This window comes from Actinomadura citrea (assembly GCF_013409045.1).
Taxonomy (GTDB): domain Bacteria; phylum Actinomycetota; class Actinomycetes; order Streptosporangiales; family Streptosporangiaceae; genus Spirillospora; species Spirillospora citrea.
Genome location: NZ_JACCBT010000001.1, coordinates 5807900 through 5826832 on the forward strand (window position 1 = coordinate 5807900; position 18933 = coordinate 5826832).

At 71.8% G+C, this 18933-nt stretch carries 18 protein-coding genes; 14 read left to right on the top strand and 4 right to left on the bottom strand.

Annotated features, from left to right (window positions below):
• Positions 1-10 precede the first annotated feature (10 nt).
• Genes BJ999_RS27035 through BJ999_RS27050 form a run of 4 tightly spaced genes read left to right on the top strand, consistent with a single transcriptional unit; the run spans position 11 to position 3184 of the window.
• Positions 11-655, top strand: a complete 645-nt coding sequence (locus BJ999_RS27035) for an amino acid ABC transporter permease (RefSeq protein WP_179835873.1) — start codon at positions 11-13, stop codon at positions 653-655.
• On the top strand, positions 652-1494 hold the full coding sequence (locus tag BJ999_RS27040) for an amino acid ABC transporter permease (protein WP_179835874.1): 843 nt from the start codon (positions 652-654) through the stop codon (positions 1492-1494). The genes BJ999_RS27035 and BJ999_RS27040 overlap by 4 nt, the downstream gene beginning before the upstream one ends.
• Positions 1495-1502: 8 nt before the next feature.
• Complete coding sequence (locus BJ999_RS27045; RefSeq protein WP_179835875.1) at positions 1503-2444, top strand: asparaginase; 942 nt, start codon at positions 1503-1505, stop codon at positions 2442-2444.
• Positions 2441-3184, top strand: a complete 744-nt coding sequence (locus BJ999_RS27050) for a copper homeostasis protein CutC (protein ID WP_179835876.1) — start codon at positions 2441-2443, stop codon at positions 3182-3184. Before BJ999_RS27045 ends, BJ999_RS27050 begins: the two co-directional genes overlap by 4 nt.
• A 132-nt stretch (positions 3185-3316) precedes the next feature.
• Here BJ999_RS27050 and BJ999_RS27055 read toward each other — a convergent pair whose 3' ends face one another.
• Complete coding sequence (locus tag BJ999_RS27055; protein ID WP_179834419.1) at positions 3317-3892, bottom strand: dihydrofolate reductase family protein; 576 nt, start codon at positions 3890-3892, stop codon at positions 3317-3319.
• 382 nt (positions 3893-4274) lie between these two features.
• Positions 4275-4589, bottom strand: a complete 315-nt coding sequence (locus BJ999_RS27060) for a cyclic-phosphate processing receiver domain-containing protein (RefSeq protein WP_179835877.1) — start codon at positions 4587-4589, stop codon at positions 4275-4277.
• Between the two features lie 289 nt (positions 4590-4878).
• Here BJ999_RS27060 and BJ999_RS27065 point away from each other — a divergent pair, with 289 nt between their 5' ends.
• Positions 4879-6927, top strand: a complete 2049-nt coding sequence (locus BJ999_RS27065) for an alpha-1,4-glucan--maltose-1-phosphate maltosyltransferase (protein WP_179835878.1) — start codon at positions 4879-4881, stop codon at positions 6925-6927.
• Here the strand turns inward: BJ999_RS27065 and BJ999_RS27070 are convergent.
• The gene (locus BJ999_RS27070; RefSeq protein WP_179835879.1) at positions 6905-7744 is read right to left on the bottom strand and encodes an STAS domain-containing protein; all 840 of its coding nucleotides are present in this window, start codon (positions 7742-7744) and stop codon (positions 6905-6907) included. The two genes, BJ999_RS27065 and BJ999_RS27070, sit on opposite strands and share 23 nt — an antisense overlap.
• A 3-nt stretch (positions 7745-7747) precedes the next feature.
• Entirely contained in the window at positions 7748-8014 is a 267-nt protein-coding gene (locus tag BJ999_RS27075; protein WP_143227064.1) for a hypothetical protein, read from the bottom strand.
• A gap of 527 nt (positions 8015-8541) precedes the next feature.
• Here BJ999_RS27075 and treS point away from each other — a divergent pair.
• From treS to BJ999_RS27120, 9 genes are all read left to right on the top strand, one after another.
• The gene (gene treS, locus BJ999_RS27080; protein ID WP_179835880.1) at positions 8542-10434 is read left to right on the top strand and encodes a maltose alpha-D-glucosyltransferase; all 1893 of its coding nucleotides are present in this window, start codon (positions 8542-8544) and stop codon (positions 10432-10434) included.
• 2 nt (positions 10435-10436) lie between these two features.
• Positions 10437-11873, top strand: coding sequence for a maltokinase N-terminal cap-like domain-containing protein (locus BJ999_RS27085; protein ID WP_179835881.1), 1437 nt, complete (start codon positions 10437-10439; stop codon positions 11871-11873).
• Positions 11874-12120: 247 nt separating this feature from the next.
• Positions 12121-13023: a C40 family peptidase gene (locus tag BJ999_RS27090; RefSeq protein WP_179835882.1), complete on the top strand. Its 903-nt coding sequence runs from the start codon at positions 12121-12123 to the stop codon at positions 13021-13023.
• Positions 13024-13122: 99 nt separating this feature from the next.
• On the top strand, positions 13123-14118 hold the full coding sequence (locus BJ999_RS27095) for an aldo/keto reductase (RefSeq protein WP_179835883.1): 996 nt from the start codon (positions 13123-13125) through the stop codon (positions 14116-14118).
• Between the two features lie 67 nt (positions 14119-14185).
• Positions 14186-15037 (top strand): SAM-dependent methyltransferase, encoded by an 852-nt coding sequence (locus tag BJ999_RS27100; protein WP_229810508.1) that lies wholly within the window; start codon positions 14186-14188, stop codon positions 15035-15037.
• A gap of 146 nt (positions 15038-15183) precedes the next feature.
• The gene (locus BJ999_RS27105; RefSeq protein WP_229810509.1) at positions 15184-16095 is read left to right on the top strand and encodes a metal ABC transporter solute-binding protein, Zn/Mn family; all 912 of its coding nucleotides are present in this window, start codon (positions 15184-15186) and stop codon (positions 16093-16095) included.
• Positions 16092-16760: a metal ABC transporter ATP-binding protein gene (locus tag BJ999_RS27110; protein WP_179835885.1), complete on the top strand. Its 669-nt coding sequence runs from the start codon at positions 16092-16094 to the stop codon at positions 16758-16760. The genes BJ999_RS27105 and BJ999_RS27110 overlap by 4 nt, the downstream gene beginning before the upstream one ends.
• Entirely contained in the window at positions 16757-17647 is an 891-nt protein-coding gene (locus BJ999_RS27115; RefSeq protein WP_179835886.1) for a metal ABC transporter permease, read from the top strand. Before BJ999_RS27110 ends, BJ999_RS27115 begins: the two co-directional genes overlap by 4 nt.
• A 183-nt stretch (positions 17648-17830) precedes the next feature.
• On the top strand, positions 17831-18889 hold the full coding sequence (locus tag BJ999_RS27120) for a rod shape-determining protein (RefSeq protein WP_179835887.1): 1059 nt from the start codon (positions 17831-17833) through the stop codon (positions 18887-18889).
• The last annotated feature ends 44 nt before the right edge of the window (positions 18890-18933 follow it).

An 18933-nucleotide genomic window follows, 5' to 3' on the forward strand; every position in this document is an offset into this window, starting at 1 on the left:
CCGCCCTGTCATGAACGTCATCACCGACCACCTCGGGGAGTTCGGCGACGGCCTGCTGCTCACCGTCGAGCTGACGCTGCTGGCCCTCGCCGGAGCCCTCGCGACCGGGACCGCCGTCGCCGCGATGCGGGTCAGCCCGGTGCGCGTACTGCGCGCCGCCGGGATGGCCTACGTCGAGGTGCTGCAGAACATTCCGCTGCTGGTGTGGCTCGTCATCGCCGTGTTCGGGCTGCCCGAGATCGGGGTGATCGCCGGGCTGTTCACCACCTCGGTCGTCGTCATCGCCCTCTACCAGGGGGCGTACACGGCCGAGGCGATCCGCTCCGGGATCAACGCGGTGCCGGCCGGGCAGGGCGAGGCCGCCCGCGCGCTCGGGCTGACGTTCGTCCAGTCGCTGCGGCTGGTCGTCCTTCCGCAGGCGCTGCGGACGGTCGTCCAGCCGCTCGGCAACATCGCGATCATGACGCTGATGAACACGGCACTCGCGGCCGCGGTCGGCGTGGTCGAGCTGACCGCCGCCGCGAACCGGGTCAACCTCGCCGAGGCGCAACCGATCTGGATCTTCGTGACGGCGGGCCTGGCGTACATGGCGCTGTCGGGGGTCTTCGGCCTGGTGACCGGCGGCCTGGAACGGAAGCTGGCGATCCTGCGATGAGCTCCTCGCGCCTGCTGTTCGACGAGCCGGGGCCGCGCGCCCGGCGCCGCATCCGGATCGCCACCGCGCTGACCCTGCTCGGCGGCGCCGTCCTGGTCGCGCTCGCGCTGCGCCAGTTCGGTGAGAACGGCCAGCTCGCCGCCGACCGGTGGCGCCCGTACGGGACGTGGCCGATGTGGCGGTACCTGCTGGAGGGGCTGCGCTCCACGCTCTACGCCGCGGCCGTGTCGATCGCCCTCGCGATGGCCGCCGGCGTCGCGCTCGCGCTCGGGCGGCTGTCGCCGGCGCGGTGGCTGCGCGTCCCGTCCGCGGCCTACGTCGAGATCGTCCGGACGGTTCCGGCGCTGCTGCTGGTCTACGTCGTGCTCTTCGCGCTGCCGAGGTACGGCCTCGACCTCCCGCTGTTCTGGAAGCTCGTCGTCCCGCTGGCGGTGTCCAACGCCGCCGCGTTCGCCGAGATCTTCCGGGCCGGGATCCGCTCGGTGGAGCGCGGGCAACTGGAGGCGGGCCTCGCACTCGGCCTCACCCGCGGGCGGGCGATGCGGCTGGTCGTGCTGCCGCAGGCGGCGCGGCGCGTCCTGCCGTCGCTCGTCAGCCAGTCGGCCGGGCTGCTGAAGGACACCTCGCTCGGCTACGTCGTCAGCTACGCCGAACTGCTCTACAGCGGGAAGGTGCTGGCGAACTACAACCACCTGCTCATCCAGACCTACCTGGTGATCGCGCTGATCTACCTGGTGATCAACGCGTCGCTGGCCAAGCTCGCGCGGACGCTGGAGGCGCGGCAGCGGACCCGTCCGTCCCGCGCCGTCCGCGAGGCCGTACCGGCGGCGCGACCGTGAGGATCGACATGTACGAAGTACTGGCCGAGGTCGTGCGCAACGGCTTCGTCGAGAGCCGCCACTACGGCAGCGTCGCCGGGTTCGCCCCGGACGGCTCACTCGCCCACCTGCGGGGCGCCGCCCGGGAGACCGTCCTGCCGCGCTCCACGACCAAGCCGTTCCAGGCGCTCGCCTGCCTGAAGGCGGGCGCGCCGCTGGCCGGGGAGCGCCTCGCGATCGCGGCGGGCAGCCACACCGGCGAGGACTTCCACGTCAGGACCGTCGAGGGGATCCTCTCGGACGCGGGGCTCGGCGCGGACGCGCTGCGGTGCCCGCCGTCCTGGCCCGAGGACGAGGCGACGAGGAACGCGCTGGTCAGGGCGGGCGAGGGCGAGTCGCGGGTGCGGATGAACTGCTCCGGCAAGCACGCCGCCATGCTCGCCGCGTGCGTCGCCAACGGCTGGCCGCTCGACACCTACCTCGACCCGTCGCACCCCCTGCAGCAGCTGGTGCGGCAGGTGATGGCCGACTGCGCCGGGGAGGACCCCTCGCCCGTCGCGGTCGACGGGTGCGGCGCGCCGCTGTTCGGCCTGACCCTGACCGGCCTGGCCCGCGCCGCGCGGTCCCTCGTCCTGGCCGAGGACGCCCGCCCGGTCGCGGACGCCATGCGCGCCCACCCCGAGTACGTGGGCGGGACGGGACATGACAACACCGAGTTCATGCGGGCACTGCCCGGCTCGGTCGCCAAGGGCGGCGCGGAGGGCGTGCTCGTCGCCGCCACCGCCGAGGGCCGCGCCGTCGCGGTGAAGGTCATCGACGGCAGCCCCCGCGCCACCACCGCCATCGCGCTGCGCGCGCTCGCCGCGCTCGGCGCCGACACCACCCCGGCCGGCCCGCTGGGCACCGTTCCCGTCCTCGGTGGCGGGCGCCCGGTGGGCGAGATCCGCACCATCCCGGAAGGACGTCCGTGAGCCTCACCTACGAGATCTGCATCGACAGCGTCGCGGGCGCCGTCGCCGCCGAGAAGGCGGGCGCCCACCGCGTCGAGCTGTGCGCGGCACTGTTCGACGGGGGGCTCACCCCGACCCTGGGCACCGTCCGCGCCGCGCTCGCCGCCGTGTCGTCGATCAGGGTGCACGTCATCATCCGCCCGCGCGGCGGCGACTTCATCTTCGACGAGCACGAGGTCGCGGCGATGGAGCACGACGTGGCGCTCGTCCGGGAGGCCGGCGCGCACGGCGTGGTGATCGGCGCGCTCACCCCGGAGGGGACGGTCGACCGCCCGGTCGTCGAGCGGCTCATGGCGGCGGCGGGCGAACTGCCCGTCACCTTCCACCGCGCCTTCGACATGGCCGCCGACCCGTTCGCCACGCTGGACGTCCTCGCCGGCCTCGGCGTGGCCCGCGTCCTGACGTCCGGGCAGGACGCGAGCGCGTTGGAGGGTGCGCCGCTGATCGCCGAGCTGGTGCGGCACGCCGGGGACCGCGTCGTCGTGATGCCCGGCGGCGGCGTCACCGACCGCAACGTCGCGCGGGTCGTGGCGGCGACCGGCGCCCGCGAGATCCACTTCGCCGCGCTCAGCGAGGAGCCGAGCCCGGCCGTGCACCGCAACCCGTACCCGTTCATGGGCGGGGAGCTGCGGCGGCCGGAGTACCAGCGCCTCGTCACGACGTCCGGCGGCATCGCCTCGGTCATCCGCGCCGCCGACTAGCGCGGTCGCCACGAACGTCCACCGGGTCGGGTGACCCCGCCGGGCCGGGTGTTCCAGGCGGAACCCCGGCACGGCCGCGCCCGCGAGCGCCCGGTCCTCGAACGGATCGGCCGGTCGCCGTCCTGTGGTCGATCAGCCGTGGCGGGTCGGCCGGTAGGTCAGGACCTGCGTGTGGCGGTCGAAGGTCCGGGCCTGGAGGAGTTCCAGGTCGAAGTCGTCGGCGCCGTCGAAGACGCGGTCCACGCCTGTCTTTCCGGAGATCACTGGGAAGACCGTCACCTCGATGGCGTCGATCAGGCCGGCGTTCAGCAGCGCCCGGTTGAGCTTCAGGCTGCCGTGGGAGCGCAGCGGCACGTCGGACTCGGCCTTGAGGCGCGTGACCACCTCGACGGGATCGCCGGACTCGATGGTGGTGTCCGGCCAGTCGAGCGGCTCGGTCAGCCGGCTGGACAGCACCGTGACCGGGGACTCGAACATCCGCGTGATCCACCCGTCGAACAGGCCGCGGTCAAAGCCCGGGGCCAGGAACGGCGCGTTGGAGGTGTAGGTGGTGGCCCCCAGCACCATGCGCAGCGGGTCGCGGAAGGCGGCGGCGCGGTGCTCGAGGAACTCGGGGCCCTGCTTGCCCCAGTAACCGCCCCAGTCGCCGTCGTGGTTGGCGAAACCGTCCAGCGTGGAGAAGATGTCGAAGGTGTAGGTGGCAGTCACGGTGACTCCTCAGGAGAAAAACTGGTCGCGCCGCGCCCTGCGGCGGCCTCACCCCTGCTACGAACACCACCACCCCAACCCGACACACCTCCCGAACTTATTCGGAAAGACTTTTCGCCGTTGCGGATGCGTGGGAACGCCGCGAACCGCGGTGACCCGACCGGCGGCGCACGACCTGTCCGGATAGCGGCCGACGCCATTGTTGATCAAGGTTTGCCGTTACCGTTGCACCAGCTGTCGGCATGTGCGGCGGCAGGACACGAGCCGGGTGGCCGAGCCGGATGAGCCCCTCGACCGCCCGGCTCCCGGCGGGCGCCGTTGAAGGTTCTGGACTTCCTTGGCTACAGCGAGGCGCGTTCCCGGGCACACCACCCCCCGGAATCTAGGCGGTTGCCCGACGGACTTGGTAGTCCCAACGCCTCAGCACTCGGACCACAGTCTCCGCGCCGCTGGGATTGGCGCTGTGAACGAAGATCATGCCGATCTTGAAGGGGCGGCCGTCGAAGGCCGCCTCTTCCAGCAGGGCCACAACCGGCATGATGCTGTCGTCGCCGCCCAGATCATGGTCGAGCCAGAGTTCGTCGATCTCATGGTCGCGATGCTCCTCAAGGAGCAGGACGCCCTCCCGGCTGGTGCGGGCGAGCCGAGTGGCCCTCGGCAGGGGGCGCAGGTCGTCGATGCCAAGGATGATCGGCATCCGTGCCCCTGGGCTCTCGTTCACCGGGCCATCATCGCAATCTTGAGCCCCTCACGCTGTGGGATCTCTGCTGACGGGCGCCCTCTGGTGCGGCATGGGCTGGTCAAGCCGCGCTGGCGGTGCCCTAGGCGCCAGGAGTTCCGCCATTGGGCGGTGTGGCAGACGGGCCTCTCAGGCTCCGGGGAGTTCTTTGCGTGATCTTGTGATTTCGCGGATGCCGGTGAGTTGCGGACGGGGCATGGATGTCTGCGACCGGTACCGGGACGGCAGGAGAGCGGGAGCGGGGCCCATGCAGGTGAAGCTGGAGGCGGAGCTCGGCCGCATTCCCATCGTCGACGTGGCGCCGGTGGTGGACTGCGGCCGGTGGCCGGCGAAGGCGGTGGTGGGCGAGACGGTCGAGGTGTCGGCGACGGTGTTCCGGGAGGGGCACGAGCGGCTGGGTGCGGGGGTGGTGCTGCGGACGCCGGAGGGTGAGGAGCTGGCGCCGCAGCGGATGAGCGAGGTCGGGGTCGGGCTGGACCGGTGGTCGGCGCAGGTGACGCCGACGGAGATGGGGTCGTGGGCGTTCCGGGTGGAGGCCTGGGGCGATCCGATCGCGCACTGGCGGCACGACGCGGAGATCAAGATTCCGCGGGGGCAGGACGTCGAACTCATGCTCACCGAGGGGGCGCGGCTGTTCGCCCGCGCGGCCGAGGCCGTCCCCGGCAAGGACCGCCCGACCGTGGAACGGCTGGCCAAGCGCCTCCGGGACGAGACCGTGCCGGTCACCGACCGGATGGAGGCCGTGGCCGATCCCGACGTCGAGGACGTGCTGGAACGCCATCCGTTGCGGGATCTGTTGACGGTCAGCGACTGGTATCCGCTGGTGGTGCACCGGCAGCGGGCGCTGTTCGGGGCCTGGTACGAGTTCTTCCCCCGCTCCGAGGGCGCCACCTTCGACCCCCTGGGACGCCGCGGCCCGATCTCCGGCACGTTCCGCACCGCGATGAAACGCCTGCCCGCCATCGCCGACATGGGCTTCGACGTGGTCTACCTACCGCCCATCCACCCCATCGGCACCGCCCACCGCAAAGGCCCCAACAACACCCTGGACGCCGGCCCCTACGACCCCGGCTCCCCCTGGGCCATCGGATCGGCCGACGGCGGCCACGACACCGTCCACCCCGACCTGGGCACCCTGGACGACTTCGACGCCTTCGTCGAACACGCCGGCAACTGCGGCCTGGAAATCGCCCTGGACCTGGCCCTGCAATGCTCCCCCGACCACCCCTGGGTCACCCAGCACCCCGAATGGTTCACCACCCGCGCCGACGGCACCATCGCCCACGCCGAGAACCCGCCCAAAAAATACCAGGACATCTACCCCCTCAACTTCGACCACGACCCCGACGGCCTCTACACCGCCGTCAAAAACCTCCTCCACCACTGGATCGACCACGGCGTCAAAATCTTCAGAGTCGACAACCCCCACACCAAACCCGTCGCCTTCTGGGAACGACTCCTGGCCGACATCCACACCACCGACCCCGACGTACTGTTCCTGGCCGAGGCCTTCACCCGCCCCGCCATGATGCACACCCTCGCCAAAATCGGATTCCACCAGTCCTACACCTACTTCACCTGGCGCAACAACGCCGAAGAACTCACCCGCTACTTCACCGAACTCACCGGCCCCACCGCCGCCTACATGCGCCCCAACCTCTTCACCAACACCCCCGACATCCTCAACGAATACCTCCAGCACGGCGGCCGCCCCGCCTTCGAAATCCGCGCCATCCTCGCCGCACTCCTGTCCCCCACCTGGGGCATCTACTCCGGCTACGAACTCTGCGAGAACACCCCCGTACGCCCCGGCAGCGAGGAATACCGCGACTCAGAGAAATACCAGTACCGCCCCCGCGACTGGGAAACCGCCGACCGCACCGGCACCACCATCGCCCCCCTCATCACCACCCTCAACACACTCCGCAACACCCACCCCGCCCTCCAACAACTCCGCAACCTGCACTTCCACCACATCGACCAACCCGAACTCCTCGCCTTCTCCAAACGCCACCTCCACGACACCGTCCTGACCATCATCAACCTCAACCCCCACCACCCCCGCGAAGCCACCGTCCACCTCGACCTCCCCGCCCTCGGCCTCCCCGACGACCCCGACCAACCCCACACCCTCACCGACCAACTCGACGGCACCACCTACACCTGGACGAAGGCCAACTACGTCCGTCTCGACCCGCGCACCAAGCCCGCACACGTCTTCACGTTCCAGGAGAACGGACGTGTGCGGGCCGGTGGCGGGCGGGGCGGCGGAGCTAGCCGGCCCCGGCGCCGCTGAGCGCGCGGTCCTCGAGGGACCGGCAGCCGGTGAACACCGAGCCGAGGCCCTCGCGGTCGATGATCTCGCGGAGCCTGGCCGGCAGCGCCGGCAGCGCCAGGCAGCCGCCCTCAGCGGCGACGCGCCAGCGGATGCCGAGCAGGATCGGCAGCGGGTCGCAGCGCACGCCGAGCCGGTCGTGCATCCGCACCATCAGGTGCCGCAGGTCGCCCTCGACCAGCTTGGTCAGCGTCTCCCCGAGCCGCGGCACGGTCACCTCGTCCAGCACTCCGGACAGGTGCACGACGGTGTGGTCGCCGTCGCCGGCCGCGGTCGTGGTGATCATCAGTTCGGACGGGGCGGGCGGCGTCGGGGTGAGGCCGGCGTCCCCCGGATGCAGCGCGCGGATCGCGTCGAGCACGTGCGTGGTGTCGGCCTCCCCCGGCGGCGCCTCCGGGACGGGCGCGGCCGTCGCCGACCCGACGTCGGCGAACACCGGGACGAGCCGGTCCAGCCCGGTGAGGTGAAGCGCCCGCCGGACGTGCGCCGAAAGGGCCGGCACGACGGCCCGCAGCGGGCAGCCGAGCAGCTGCGCGCGCGTCTCGGCCCGTGCCATCAGGACGAGCCCGGCCGCGTCCAGCAGGACCGCGTCACCGAAGTCGACCACGACCCCGCCGCGCGGTGTTCCCCGCACGCCCGCGCAGGCGAGGGACAGTGCCTTGCTCACCTCCTCCCGGATCCCCGCGTAGTTCTGCCAGCTGATCTGCGCCGGGAGGCTGAGCACGAGGAACCCTCGCCGGGTCTCGGTGCTCAGACCCGGCACCGCCGTGTCCTTCATCTGTCACATCCCGATCGGAGTTCGGGCCGCCGCGCGGGCGGGCCGGGGCGGGGCGGTCAGGTGGCCGGGCGGTCTGGACCCCGGCCGCTCGTCCGGATAGGGCGGGCGGCCGCCCCGCACGACGCCCGTGAGCCGGGACGCCGCGAGGCGCTCGATGGTCCGTTCCTCGGGCCGCACCCCCAGATGGGCGCAGCAGCACCACAGGTCGTCCACGCAGCGCCGCACGCGCTCCACCGGAATGTCGGCGAAACGGACGCGCAGCCGGGCCACGAGGTCATCCCGCGTCGGTACGACCGATGGCGACTTCTCCCAGCGCTCCACTGTCCCTCCGATCGCTTCTGGACGGACGCATTCCGTCCGAACTGAGCAGAACCCGCCGATCTGACGGGTTCTGAGGTTGGAAATGACCTACCCGAGGGTTGCGACAGAAAAAGCGACGAACCTAAAAACACGGACATGACACAACCGTCGCGCGGCAAGTATTCACGGCGCCCCTCGCCACTCGACAGGCCGGGAATCGCCGTTATTTTGCGCTGCTTTTCCGTGCGCTGCCCGGCCGCGACCGGGCGATGACCTTCCCGGCGGGCGGCGGCGCGCCCGGGCGGCCCGCGGACCCGGGCGATCTACCCCGGTCATGGGCGCGTTCGCACGGCGGGGCGGCGCCGCCCGGCCCCGAAACCGGCCCCACGGTCACGGACCGTACTGAACCTTTTACGGATGGTTGCCTGTCGCGCACACACCTGGACGGGCCGGAGGGAATTGCTGATCTAGACGTCTCCAACACACCCGGGGTGACCATGGACGGCCAGCCGAAGAACTTCACCCGCAGCACCCGACCGGACCTGGGCGACGACGGGGTGACCGCGCCGGGCACCGGCGCCGGGCACCGGGGGGAGGCCCCCAGGCCGGCCGTGGGACCGGCCGCCGGCCCCATCCCGGACCCGTTCGACGAGGACACTCCCCGCACACCGGACTGGTTCAAGACGGCGGTGTTCTACGAGGTGTCGGTCCGGGGCTTCGCCGATTCCAACAACGACGGGTACGGCGACCTGCGCGGGCTGATCTCCAAGCTGGACCATCTGCAATGGCTCGGCGTGGACTGCCTCTGGCTGCTGCCCATCTACCAGTCGCCCTTGAAAGACGGCGGCTACGACATCGCCGAATACACCAGCATCCTGCCCGACTTCGGGGAACTCGGGGACTTCGTCGAACTGATCGAGCAGGCGCACGCGCGGGGTATTCGTGTGATCGCGGATCTGGTGATGAACCACACCTCGGACCAGCACCCCTGGTTCCAGGCGTCGCGGACCGACCCCGACGGGCCGTTCGGCGACTTCTACATGTGGTCCGACGACGACACCGGCTACCCCGACGCCCGCATCATCTTCGTCGACACCGAATCCTCCAACTGGACCTACGACCCCGTCCGCGGCCAGTACTACTGGCACCGCTTCTTCACCCACCAACCCGACCTCAACTACGACAACCCCGACGTCCAAGACGCCATGCTGGAAAACCTCCGGTTCTGGCTGGACCTGGGCATCGACGGATTCCGCCTGGACGCCGTCCCCTACCTGTACGCCCGCGAAGGCACCAACTGCGAGAACCTCCCCGAAACCCACACCTACCTCAAACGCGTCCGCGCCGAGGTCGACCGCCTCTACCCCGACCGCGTCCTGCTCGCCGAAGCCAACCAATGGCCCGCCGACGTCGTGGAGTACTTCGGCGACCCCGCCGCCGGCGGCGACGAATGCCACATGGCCTTCCACTTCCCCGTCATGCCCCGCATCTTCATGGCCGTACGCCGCGAACAGCGCTACCCCATCTCCGAGATCATGGCCCAGACCCCCAAGATCCCCGACAACTGCCAATGGGGCATCTTCCTACGCAACCACGACGAACTCACCCTGGAGATGGTCACCGACGAAGAACGCGACTACATGTACACCGAATACGCCAAAGACCCCCGCATGAAAGCCAACATCGGCATCCGCCGCCGCCTGGCCCCCCTACTGGACAACGACCGCAACCAACTCGAACTGTTCACCGCGCTCCTGCTCTCCCTCCCCGGCTCCCCCGTCCTGTACTACGGCGACGAGATCGGCATGGGCGACAACATCTGGCTCGGCGACCGCGACGCCGTCCGCACCCCCATGCAATGGACACCCGACCGCAACGCCGGATTCTCCACCTGCGACCCCGCACGCCTGTACCTGCCGGTCATCATGGACCCCATCTACGGCTACCAGGCCGTCAACGTCGAAGCCCAGACCAACAACCCCGGCTCCCTGCTCCACTGGACCCGCAAAATGATCGAAATCCGCCAACGCCACCCCGTCTTCGGCGTCGGCTCCTACGTCGAACTCTCCGCCTCCAACCCCTCCGTCCTCGCCTTCACCCGCGAGATCACCGAGGAGGAGAGCCCGTGGGACGAGATGGACACGGTGCTGTGCGTCAGCAACCTGTCCCGGTTCCCGCAGCCGGTCGAGCTGGACCTGCGGCGCTTCGAGGGCTACTCCCCCGTCGAGTGCATGGGCGGCGTCCAGTTCCCGGCCATCGGCGAACTCCCGTACCTGCTCACCTTGCCCGGGCATGGTTTCTACTGGTTCCAGCTGGTTCCACCTGAGGACGGCGATCTGGGGGCGGGCGCCGCCGCAGGGCCGGGCATGCGCACGGGAAGGGCCGTCTGACCGTGCTTCCTCCAGAGCCGGACCTCGTCCGGGACCTCATCGAGTGGCTGCCCCGGCAGCGGTGGTTCGGCGGCAAAGACGGCCCCATCCACGACCTCACCATCGGCACCGCCACCGAACTCAGAACCGGCGACCCCGCCCTGCACCACCTCATACTCGACGTCCGCCAGGACGACACCACCGACCACTACCAGCTCCTCCTCGGCGCCCGCCGCGACCTGCCCGACCGGCTCCGGCACGTCGAGATCGGCGGGCCCTGCGGCGACCGGTCCGCGAAGGTGCGGCTGTACGACGCCGCGCACGACCCGGACCTGACCCGGGTGCTGCTGGACGCCCTGGCGGACGGGGCGTCCGCGGGCCCGCTGCGGTTCCACCACGCCGACGGCGCCCGCATCCGGACGGACCTGACGAGCCTGCCCATGACCGCCGAGCAGAGCAACACCTCGTTACTGTTCGGCGACGAGTACATCTGCAAGCTGTTCCGCCGCCTGTCCCCCGGCGTCAACCTCGATCTGGAGGTCAACCTCGCCCTCTCCCGGCGGGGCTGCGCGCACGTCCCGGCCGTCCTCGGCTGGATCGAGCTGGACCCGGGGCACGGGGCACGGGCCGGCGGGGGCGGGGAGCCGGTCACGCTCGCCCTCCTGTCGGACTACCTGCACACCGGCGTGGACGGGTGGGGCCTCGCGATCGCCAGCGTCCGCGACTGGTTCGCGCACACGCCGCCGCCCGGCGGCGACGAGTGGGCCGAGCTGGACGCGAGTGCCGCCGGCGGCGACTTCGCCGCCGAGGCCGAACGGCTCGGCGCGGCCACCGCCGAGGTGCACCGGGCGCTCGCCGACGCGTTCGGCGTGACGGTCGTCCCGGCCGGAGAGGTCCGCGCGATGGCCGCGCGGATGAACGCCGAACTGACCGGCACCTGCCGAGCGGTGCCCGGCCTCGCGCCCCACGCCAAGGCGCTCACGGAGGCGTTCCTGGACCTGGCCGCGCGGGCCGAGCCGCTGCCCGTCCAGCGCGTGCACGGCGACTACCACCTCGGGCAGGTCCTGCGCACCGAGTCGGGGTGGACGGTGCTGGACTTCGAGGGCGAGCCGGCGCGGACCCAGAGCGAGCGCCGGGCCCTCGCGCACCCGCTGCGCGACGTCGCCGGGATGCTCCGCTCGTTCGAGTACGCCGCGCGGTTCCTCATCACCAAGGCCGGCGCGGTGCCGAGCGAGTCGGGGCCGCGGCTGGAGACCCGGGCGCACGCCTGGGCGGCGCGCAACCGCGCGGCGTTCTGCCGCGGCTACGCGGCGGGCGGCGGACCGGATCCGGCCGCGCATTCGGTGCTCATCCGCGCATTCGAATTCGAGAAGGCCGTCTACGAGGTGCGTTACGAAGCGCAGAACAGGCCGGCCTGGCTCGCCGTTCCGCTGAAATCTCTGGCCCATCTGACCGCATGATCAAAGACACTGAAGGCCGTCTCCAATTTCCCACCATGATCACGTAAAATCGGCTCGCTCTCACAAATTCCGTGCCGATCAACGGGTACCCGTTCCCTCGGCGGGATGATGATCACCTGCCGAAATCCGAACGGAAACGGAGAGCAGAGGAATGCCCACTGCACGCCACTCGCAGGAGACCGAAGGCGCAAGCGGAACGAACGCGGGCCATACCGGCCGCGGTCGGGCGGCCGACCGAAAACGGGGCATGCTCCGAACGGCCGTCACGGCCACGGTGACCGGGCTCGCGCTGACGGTCCCACTGGGTTCCACGGCCTTCGCCGCGCTCAACCCGACGGTGCTGAAGAGCCTGCACCTCGACGCGGCCACCCTGGAGAAGGTCCAGGCGTACGACAAGTACCGGACGCGGGAGACCGTCCAGCGCAAGCGCGCCAAGAAGGCGCTGCGCTTCGCCCGCAAGCAGCTCGGCAAGCCCTACCGGTGGGGCGCGGACGGGCCGGGCGGCTACGACTGCTCCGGTCTCGCGATGGCCGCGTGGCGCAGGGCGGGCGTCACGATACCCCGCGTCACCTACGCCCAGTACCGCCAAGTGGACCGGAAGGTGCAGATGGGGGATCTCCGGCCGGGGGACCTCATCTTCTTCCACGGCCGCAGCCATGTCGGCATGTACGTGGGGCACGGCCGGTTCCTGCACGCGCCCCATGCGGGGGCCAGGGTCCGCATCGACAGGTTCGGCGCGACGCGCAAGAGACAGTTCGCGGGCGCGGTACGGCCCGGCGCGCCCGCCTACAGGGAGTGGTCGCCGTCCGTGCGGGAGCTCGTCGAGAAGATCGACCGGATGAGCACGGAAAAGCGAGCCGACCAGCCCCCTGATAGCGAGCGGACCCCCCAGATTCCGCCACGAAGTAGCAAATCCCCCAAGAAATACCATAAGCCCCCAATTACCGCCCCCGGACACATCCCGGCGAAAAAGGCCGCGCCACCCGGCGGCCACTCCACGAGGCCGGACGATTCCGCGGCACAGGCTCCGCGAAGCGACAGACCGTCGAACGAGTCAAAGCCTGAGCCCCGGCCGAGAGCCGTGGCGCACCCGAGATCCTTCTGGAACGGCCCCGGCATCGAGCCGTGGGCGAAGTACGTCGCTCCCTAGCCCCTTTCCGCCGCCCCGGTGCCGTGCGCGCGGCGCAAGGCACCGGGGGGCGCGTCACACTTGACCTGGAGGGCACTTCAGCTGCTTGGCTGGATCACCATGGAGTACACCCAGCTCGGCCGTACCGGCCTGAAGGTCAGCCGCCTCGTCCTCGGCACGATGAACTTCGGCCCGTTCACCGAGGAGCCCGACGCCCACGCGATCATGGACGCGGCGCTCGACGAAGGGATCAACTTCTTCGACACCGCGAACGCCTACGGGTGGGGCGCGAACAAGGGTCGCACCGAGGAGATCCTCGGCACCTGGTTCGCCCAGGGCGGCGGGCGCCGCGAGAAGACCGTCCTCGCGACGAAGGTCTACGCCGACATGGCCGCGCCGGACGCGCCCTGGCCGAACCAGGGCGGGCTGTCCGCGCTGCACATCCGCCAGGCCGCCGAGGCGTCACTGAGGCGGCTCGGCACCGACCACATCGACCTGTACCAGTTCCACCACATCGACCGGACGACGCCGTGGGAGGAGATCTGGCAGGCGGTCGACGTCCTCGTCCAGCAGGGCAAGGTGCTGTACGCCGGATCGTCCAACTTCCCCGGCTGGGGCATCGCGCAGGCCAACGAGGCCGCCGCCCGGCGCGGCGCGCTCGGCCTGGTCAGCGAGCAGTGCCTGTACAACCTGGTCGAGCGGCGCGCCGAGATGGAGGTCCTCCCGGCCGCGCGGGCCTACGGGCTCGGCGTGATCCCGTGGTCGCCGCTGCACGGCGGGGTGCTCGGCGGCGTCCTGCGCAAGGAGCGCGACGGGGACGGCTCCCGGTCCCGGTCGGGCCGCGCCGCGGAGATGCTGAACGACCCGGCCGAGCGGGCGCGCGTCCAGGCCTACGAGGACCTGTGCGGCGAGCACGGCCTGGACCCGGGCGACGTCGGCCTCGCCTGGCTTCTGACCCGCCCCGGCGTGACGGGCCCGATCGTCGGCCCGCGCGTCCGCGAGCAGCTCGACTCCGCCGTCCGCGCCACCGGACTGGACCTGCCGGAGGAGTTCCTCACCGCCCTGGACGAGATCTTCCCCGGCCCGGGCCCCGCGCCGGAGGCGTTCGCCTGGTGATCCGCGGCCGCGGCCCGCGATGGCGAGACGCCCCCGCCCCGGGCCGCGGCGGGGTAGCGTTCCCCCTGTGAACGATCAAGACAGGCCGTCCCTGGCGGACATCCCCCACGACGTCCCGACGTCCGCCCGCGCCTACGGCTGGCTGCTCGGCGGCAAGGACAACTACGAGGTCGACCGGCAGTTCATCCGGGGGCAGCTCGAACACCACCCCGCCGGGCTCGACATCACCCGGCAGAACCGCCTGTTCCTGTACCGCGCCGTCCGGTACCTGGCCGCCGAGGCGGGGATCCGCCAGTTCATCGACATGGGCTGCGGCCTGCCGACCGACGCGAACGTGCACCAGGTCGCCCGCGAGTTCGCGCCGGACGCGCGCGTCGTCTACGTGGACATCGACCCGATCGTCCTCGCGCACGGCAGGGCGCTGCTGGCCGGCGACTCCTCGACCACGGTCATCCAGGGCGACATGCGCGACCAGGACGCCATCCTGGAGGACGCCGAGGTCGAGCGGCTGATCGACTTCGACGAGCCGGTCGCGACCCTGTTCCTGTCGGTCGGCCACCACCTGCCCGACGCCGACGACCCCCGCCGCGTCCTGAACGTGATCATGGACCGGGCCGCGCCGGGCAGCCACCTCACCTTCTCCCAGGTCGCGTGCGACGACCCGGTGCGCAGCGCCGAGATGACCGCGCAGGTCACCGCGGCGGGCATCCCGTGGCAGACGCGGACGCCCGCCGAGATCGACGCGCTGCTGTCGGACTTCGACCCCGTCGAGCCGGGCCTGTGCAACCTGGTCGACTGGCGACCGCTGGACGTGCAGCCGCCGCTCGCCCCCGTCCCGCCCGAGCTGGAGCAGTACGAGGGCGCCTCCAGGCTGGACCGCGGCATCTACGAGTACGGCGGGGTCCTCCGCAAGCGTTAGAGCCACCGCGTCGAAGGCCGCCGTCCCGGAACCGGGACGGCGGCCTTTTCCGTGCGGAGCGTTGCCGAAGCGGCAAGAGGAGGGGACCAAGGGGACGATTCATGTTAAGTTGCCACTGAAAATCGTTTTCATTTTCAGGAGCTTCCATGATGCCTGCTCAGCGCGCCCGCGTCCTCGGGGCGGGCGCCGCCCTCACCGTCTCGGCGCTCGGGTCCGCCGCCTGCGGTTCGTCCTCCGGCGCCGGTGCCGCGGAGACGGTCTCGGTCGTGGCCTCGACCAACGTGTACGGGGACATCGCGCGGCAGATCGGCGGTGACAAGGTGAAGGTGACCTCGTTCATCAGCGACCCCGCGCAGGACCCGCACTCCTTCGAGGCGGGCACGCGCACCAGGCTCGCGCTGTCCGAGGCCGGGGTGGTCATCGAGAACGGCGGCGGCTACGACGACTTCATGGGCACGCTGCTGAGGGGGTCCGGGTCGAAGGCCCGGGTGCTCAACGCCGTCCAGATCTCCGGGAGGGCCGCCCCGGCGGGCGGGGAGCCGAACGAGCACGTCTGGTACGACCTGCCCTCCGTCGCGCGGCTGGCCGACCGGATCTCCGCCGCGCTCGCCGAGGCCGACCCCGAGGACGCGCGGACGTTCTCGTCGAACGCCGCCTCCTTCAAGGCGAGGCTGAAGGCGCTGGAGGGGAGGGTGGCGGCGGTCAGGGCCGCGCATGCGGGGGACGGCGTGGCGGTCACCGAGCCCGTCCCGGGCTACCTGCTGGAGGCGGCCGGACTGGTCGACCGGACGCCGGAGGAGTTCGGCGAGGCGATCGAGGAGGGGGACGACGTCCCGCCGCGGGCGCTGCGCGACACGCTGGCGCTGCTCTCCGGCCGGAAGGTGCGGGCGCTCGTCGCGAACGTGCAGACGAGCGGCCCGCAGACCGACAGGGTCCGCGAGGCGGCGGGCGAGGCGGACGTGCCGGTGGTGCCGGTCACCGAGACCCTCCCGGCCGGCCGGGACTACGTCACCTGGATGGACGGCACCATCGCCGCGCTCCAGAAGGCGCTGTCGTGATCACCTTGCGCGGCGCGACCCTGTCCTACGGCGAGCGGACCCTGTGGCGCGGGCTGGACCTCGACGTGCGGCCCGGCGAGTTCCTCGCCGTCGCCGGCTCCAACGGGTCGGGGAAGACCAGCCTGCTCAGGGTGCTGCTCGGGCTCCAGCGGCTGTCGTCGGGAACGGTCACGGTGAACGGGCGCCGTCCCCGGCGGGGCAGCGACATCGTCGGCTACGTCCCGCAGCACCGGACCGTCCCGCCGCACACCCCGCTGCGCGCCCGCGACCTCGTGCGGCTCGGCATCGACGGCCATCGCTGGGGTCCCTGGCGACCGCGCCGGGACGCGCGCCGCCGGGTCGAGGCCGTCCTGGCCGACGTGGGCGCCGCCGCGTTCGCCGACGTCCCGCTCGAACTCCTCTCGGGCGGCGAACTGCAGCGCGTGCGCATCGCGCAGGCGCTGGCCACCGGCCCGCGCGTCCTCCTGTGCGACGAGCCGCTGGCCTCCCTGGACGCCGAGCACCAGCGCATCGTCGCCGGACTGGTGGACCGGCGCCGCCGCGACCACGGCACCGCGGTCGTGTTCGTCACGCACGAGATCGACCCGGTCCTCCCGTTCGCCGACCGGATCCTCGACATGGGCGCCGCCCACGGTGCGCGAACTTCCCGCCAGGAGACGGCATGAGCTGGCAGGAGGCGTGGCACGAGATCTTCAACTTCCACGACTACGGGGCGCTGCTCGGGCTGGTGCGCAACTCGCTCGTCGCGGGGGCGGTGCTCGGGCTGGTCGGCGGGTTCGCCGGGACGTTCGTCGTCATGCGCGACCTCGCGTTCGCCGTGCACGGCATCAGCGAGCTGTCGTTCGCCGGAGCGGCCGCCGCCCTGCTGGCCGGGGCGAGCGTGGCGGGCGGTTCGATCGCGGGGGCCCTGGTGGCCGCCGGGCTGATCGGGGTGCTCGGCGCGAAGGCGCGCGACCGCGGGTCGGCCATCGGCGTGCTGATGCCCTTCGGGCTCGGACTCGGCGTGCTGTTCCTTTCGCTCTACCAGGGCCGGTCGGCCAACAAGTTCGGGATCCTCACCGGGCAGATCGTCGCGATCGACGCGCCGCGGCTGTCGTGGCTGCTCGCGACGTCGGCGGTGGTGCTGGCGTGCCTGGCGGTCATGTGGCGCCCGCTGGCGTTCGCGAGCCTGGACCCGGAGGTGGCGGCGGCGCGGGGCGTGCCGGTGCGGGCGCTGTCACCGGCCTTCATGCTGGTGCTCGGCCTGGCGGTGGCCGTGTCCGTGCAGGTCGTGGGCGCGCTGCTGGTGCTCGCGCTGCTCTGCACGCCGGCCGCGGCGGCGGTGCGGGTCACCGCGTCGCCGGTGCTGGCGCCGCTGCTGAGCGCGGCGCTGGCGACGGTGTCGGTGCTGGGCGGGATCCTGCTGTCGATCGGGTCCAGCATCCCCATCAGCCCGTACGTCACCACGGTCTCGTTCCTGCTGTACGGGGCGTGCCGCGCGGCGGGCGCCGTCCGGGCCCGGCGGGGGTGGGCGGCGCGGCGGGACGCGCGGATCGGCACCGTCCCAACATGATCTTTTGGCGCCCGCCCGGGATTGCGTCCCGGGCGGGCGCCGCACCGCGCCCCGCGTTCCCGACATTTCGGATCCCGGATCGCCAGGTCGTTGCGATTCGCTTACCCGGGCGTGGGCATCGCCGCGACCACCACGGGAATCATCTGGACTCTTGCGACGAACGGGGCGATTGGGAGGGGCGCGATGTGGGATTTCGCGGGCCGGGACACCGCTATCGACCTGGGCAGCTCGACCGTGCGCATGCATGTGAAGGGCCGCGGCGTCGTCTGCCGCGAACCGTCCCTGCTCGCGCGCTCCCGCGACACCGGACGCATCCTCGCCCTCGGCGTCCCCGCGCGGGAGATGGCCGGGCGCAATCCCGACGTCACGCTCGTGCGGCCCATCCGCGAAGGCGCGCCGACCGAGACCGACGAGGCCGAGTACCTGATGCGGCACCTGGTGCGCCGCCATCACAGGCGCCACTACACGGCGCGCCCGCGCCTGGTCGTCACGGTCCCGAGCGGGCTGACCTCCGTCCACTACCGGGCGCTGCAGTTCTCCGCCTACCAGGCGGGCGCGCGGCGCCTCACGCTCGTGCCGACGCCGATCGCCGCCGCCATCGGGATGGGCATGACCTCCTGCGGGCGGCCCGACATCACGGTGATCGCCGACATCGGCGCGGACGTCACCGACGTGGGCGTCATCGCGTTCGGCGGCCTGGTCACCTCGCACACCGCGCACGTCGGCGGGTCGGCGCTGGACCGCGCCATCGCCGCGCTCGTCCGGCAGGAGCACGGCATCGCGCTGTCGCTGGCGGGGGCGGAGGCGGCCAAGCTGGAGGTCGGCGCGGTGCCGCCGCTCGGCCGCCGCCCGGTGCGGCAGACCGTCGTGCACGGGCGCGACGTCGCGACGGGCATGCCGCGCGGCGTCGTCCTCACCACCGTGGACGTCGCCCGCGCGATCTCCGGTCCGGTGGCGCGGATCGTGGACGCGATCGGCGCCGGCCTCTCCGGCTGCTCGCCCGAGATCTCCGGCGACCTGCTCGGCGTCGGCATCACGCTCACCGGCGGCTGCGCCCGGCTGCCCGGCCTGGAGCGGCTGGTCCAGGACCGGACGGGGCTGAGCGCGCGGGTCGGGGACGACACCGGCGACGCGGCCGTGCTCGGCGCCGGGGAGGTGCTGCGGTCCGCCGGGTCGCGGGAGCCGTCCGCCCGTGAGGTCTCCCCGCGCCCGCACCTGCTGACGAGCCTGGCGGAGTACTGACCGCGCCGCCGCGGGCGGGCGGTCGCACTCCCGTGCCGGTTACA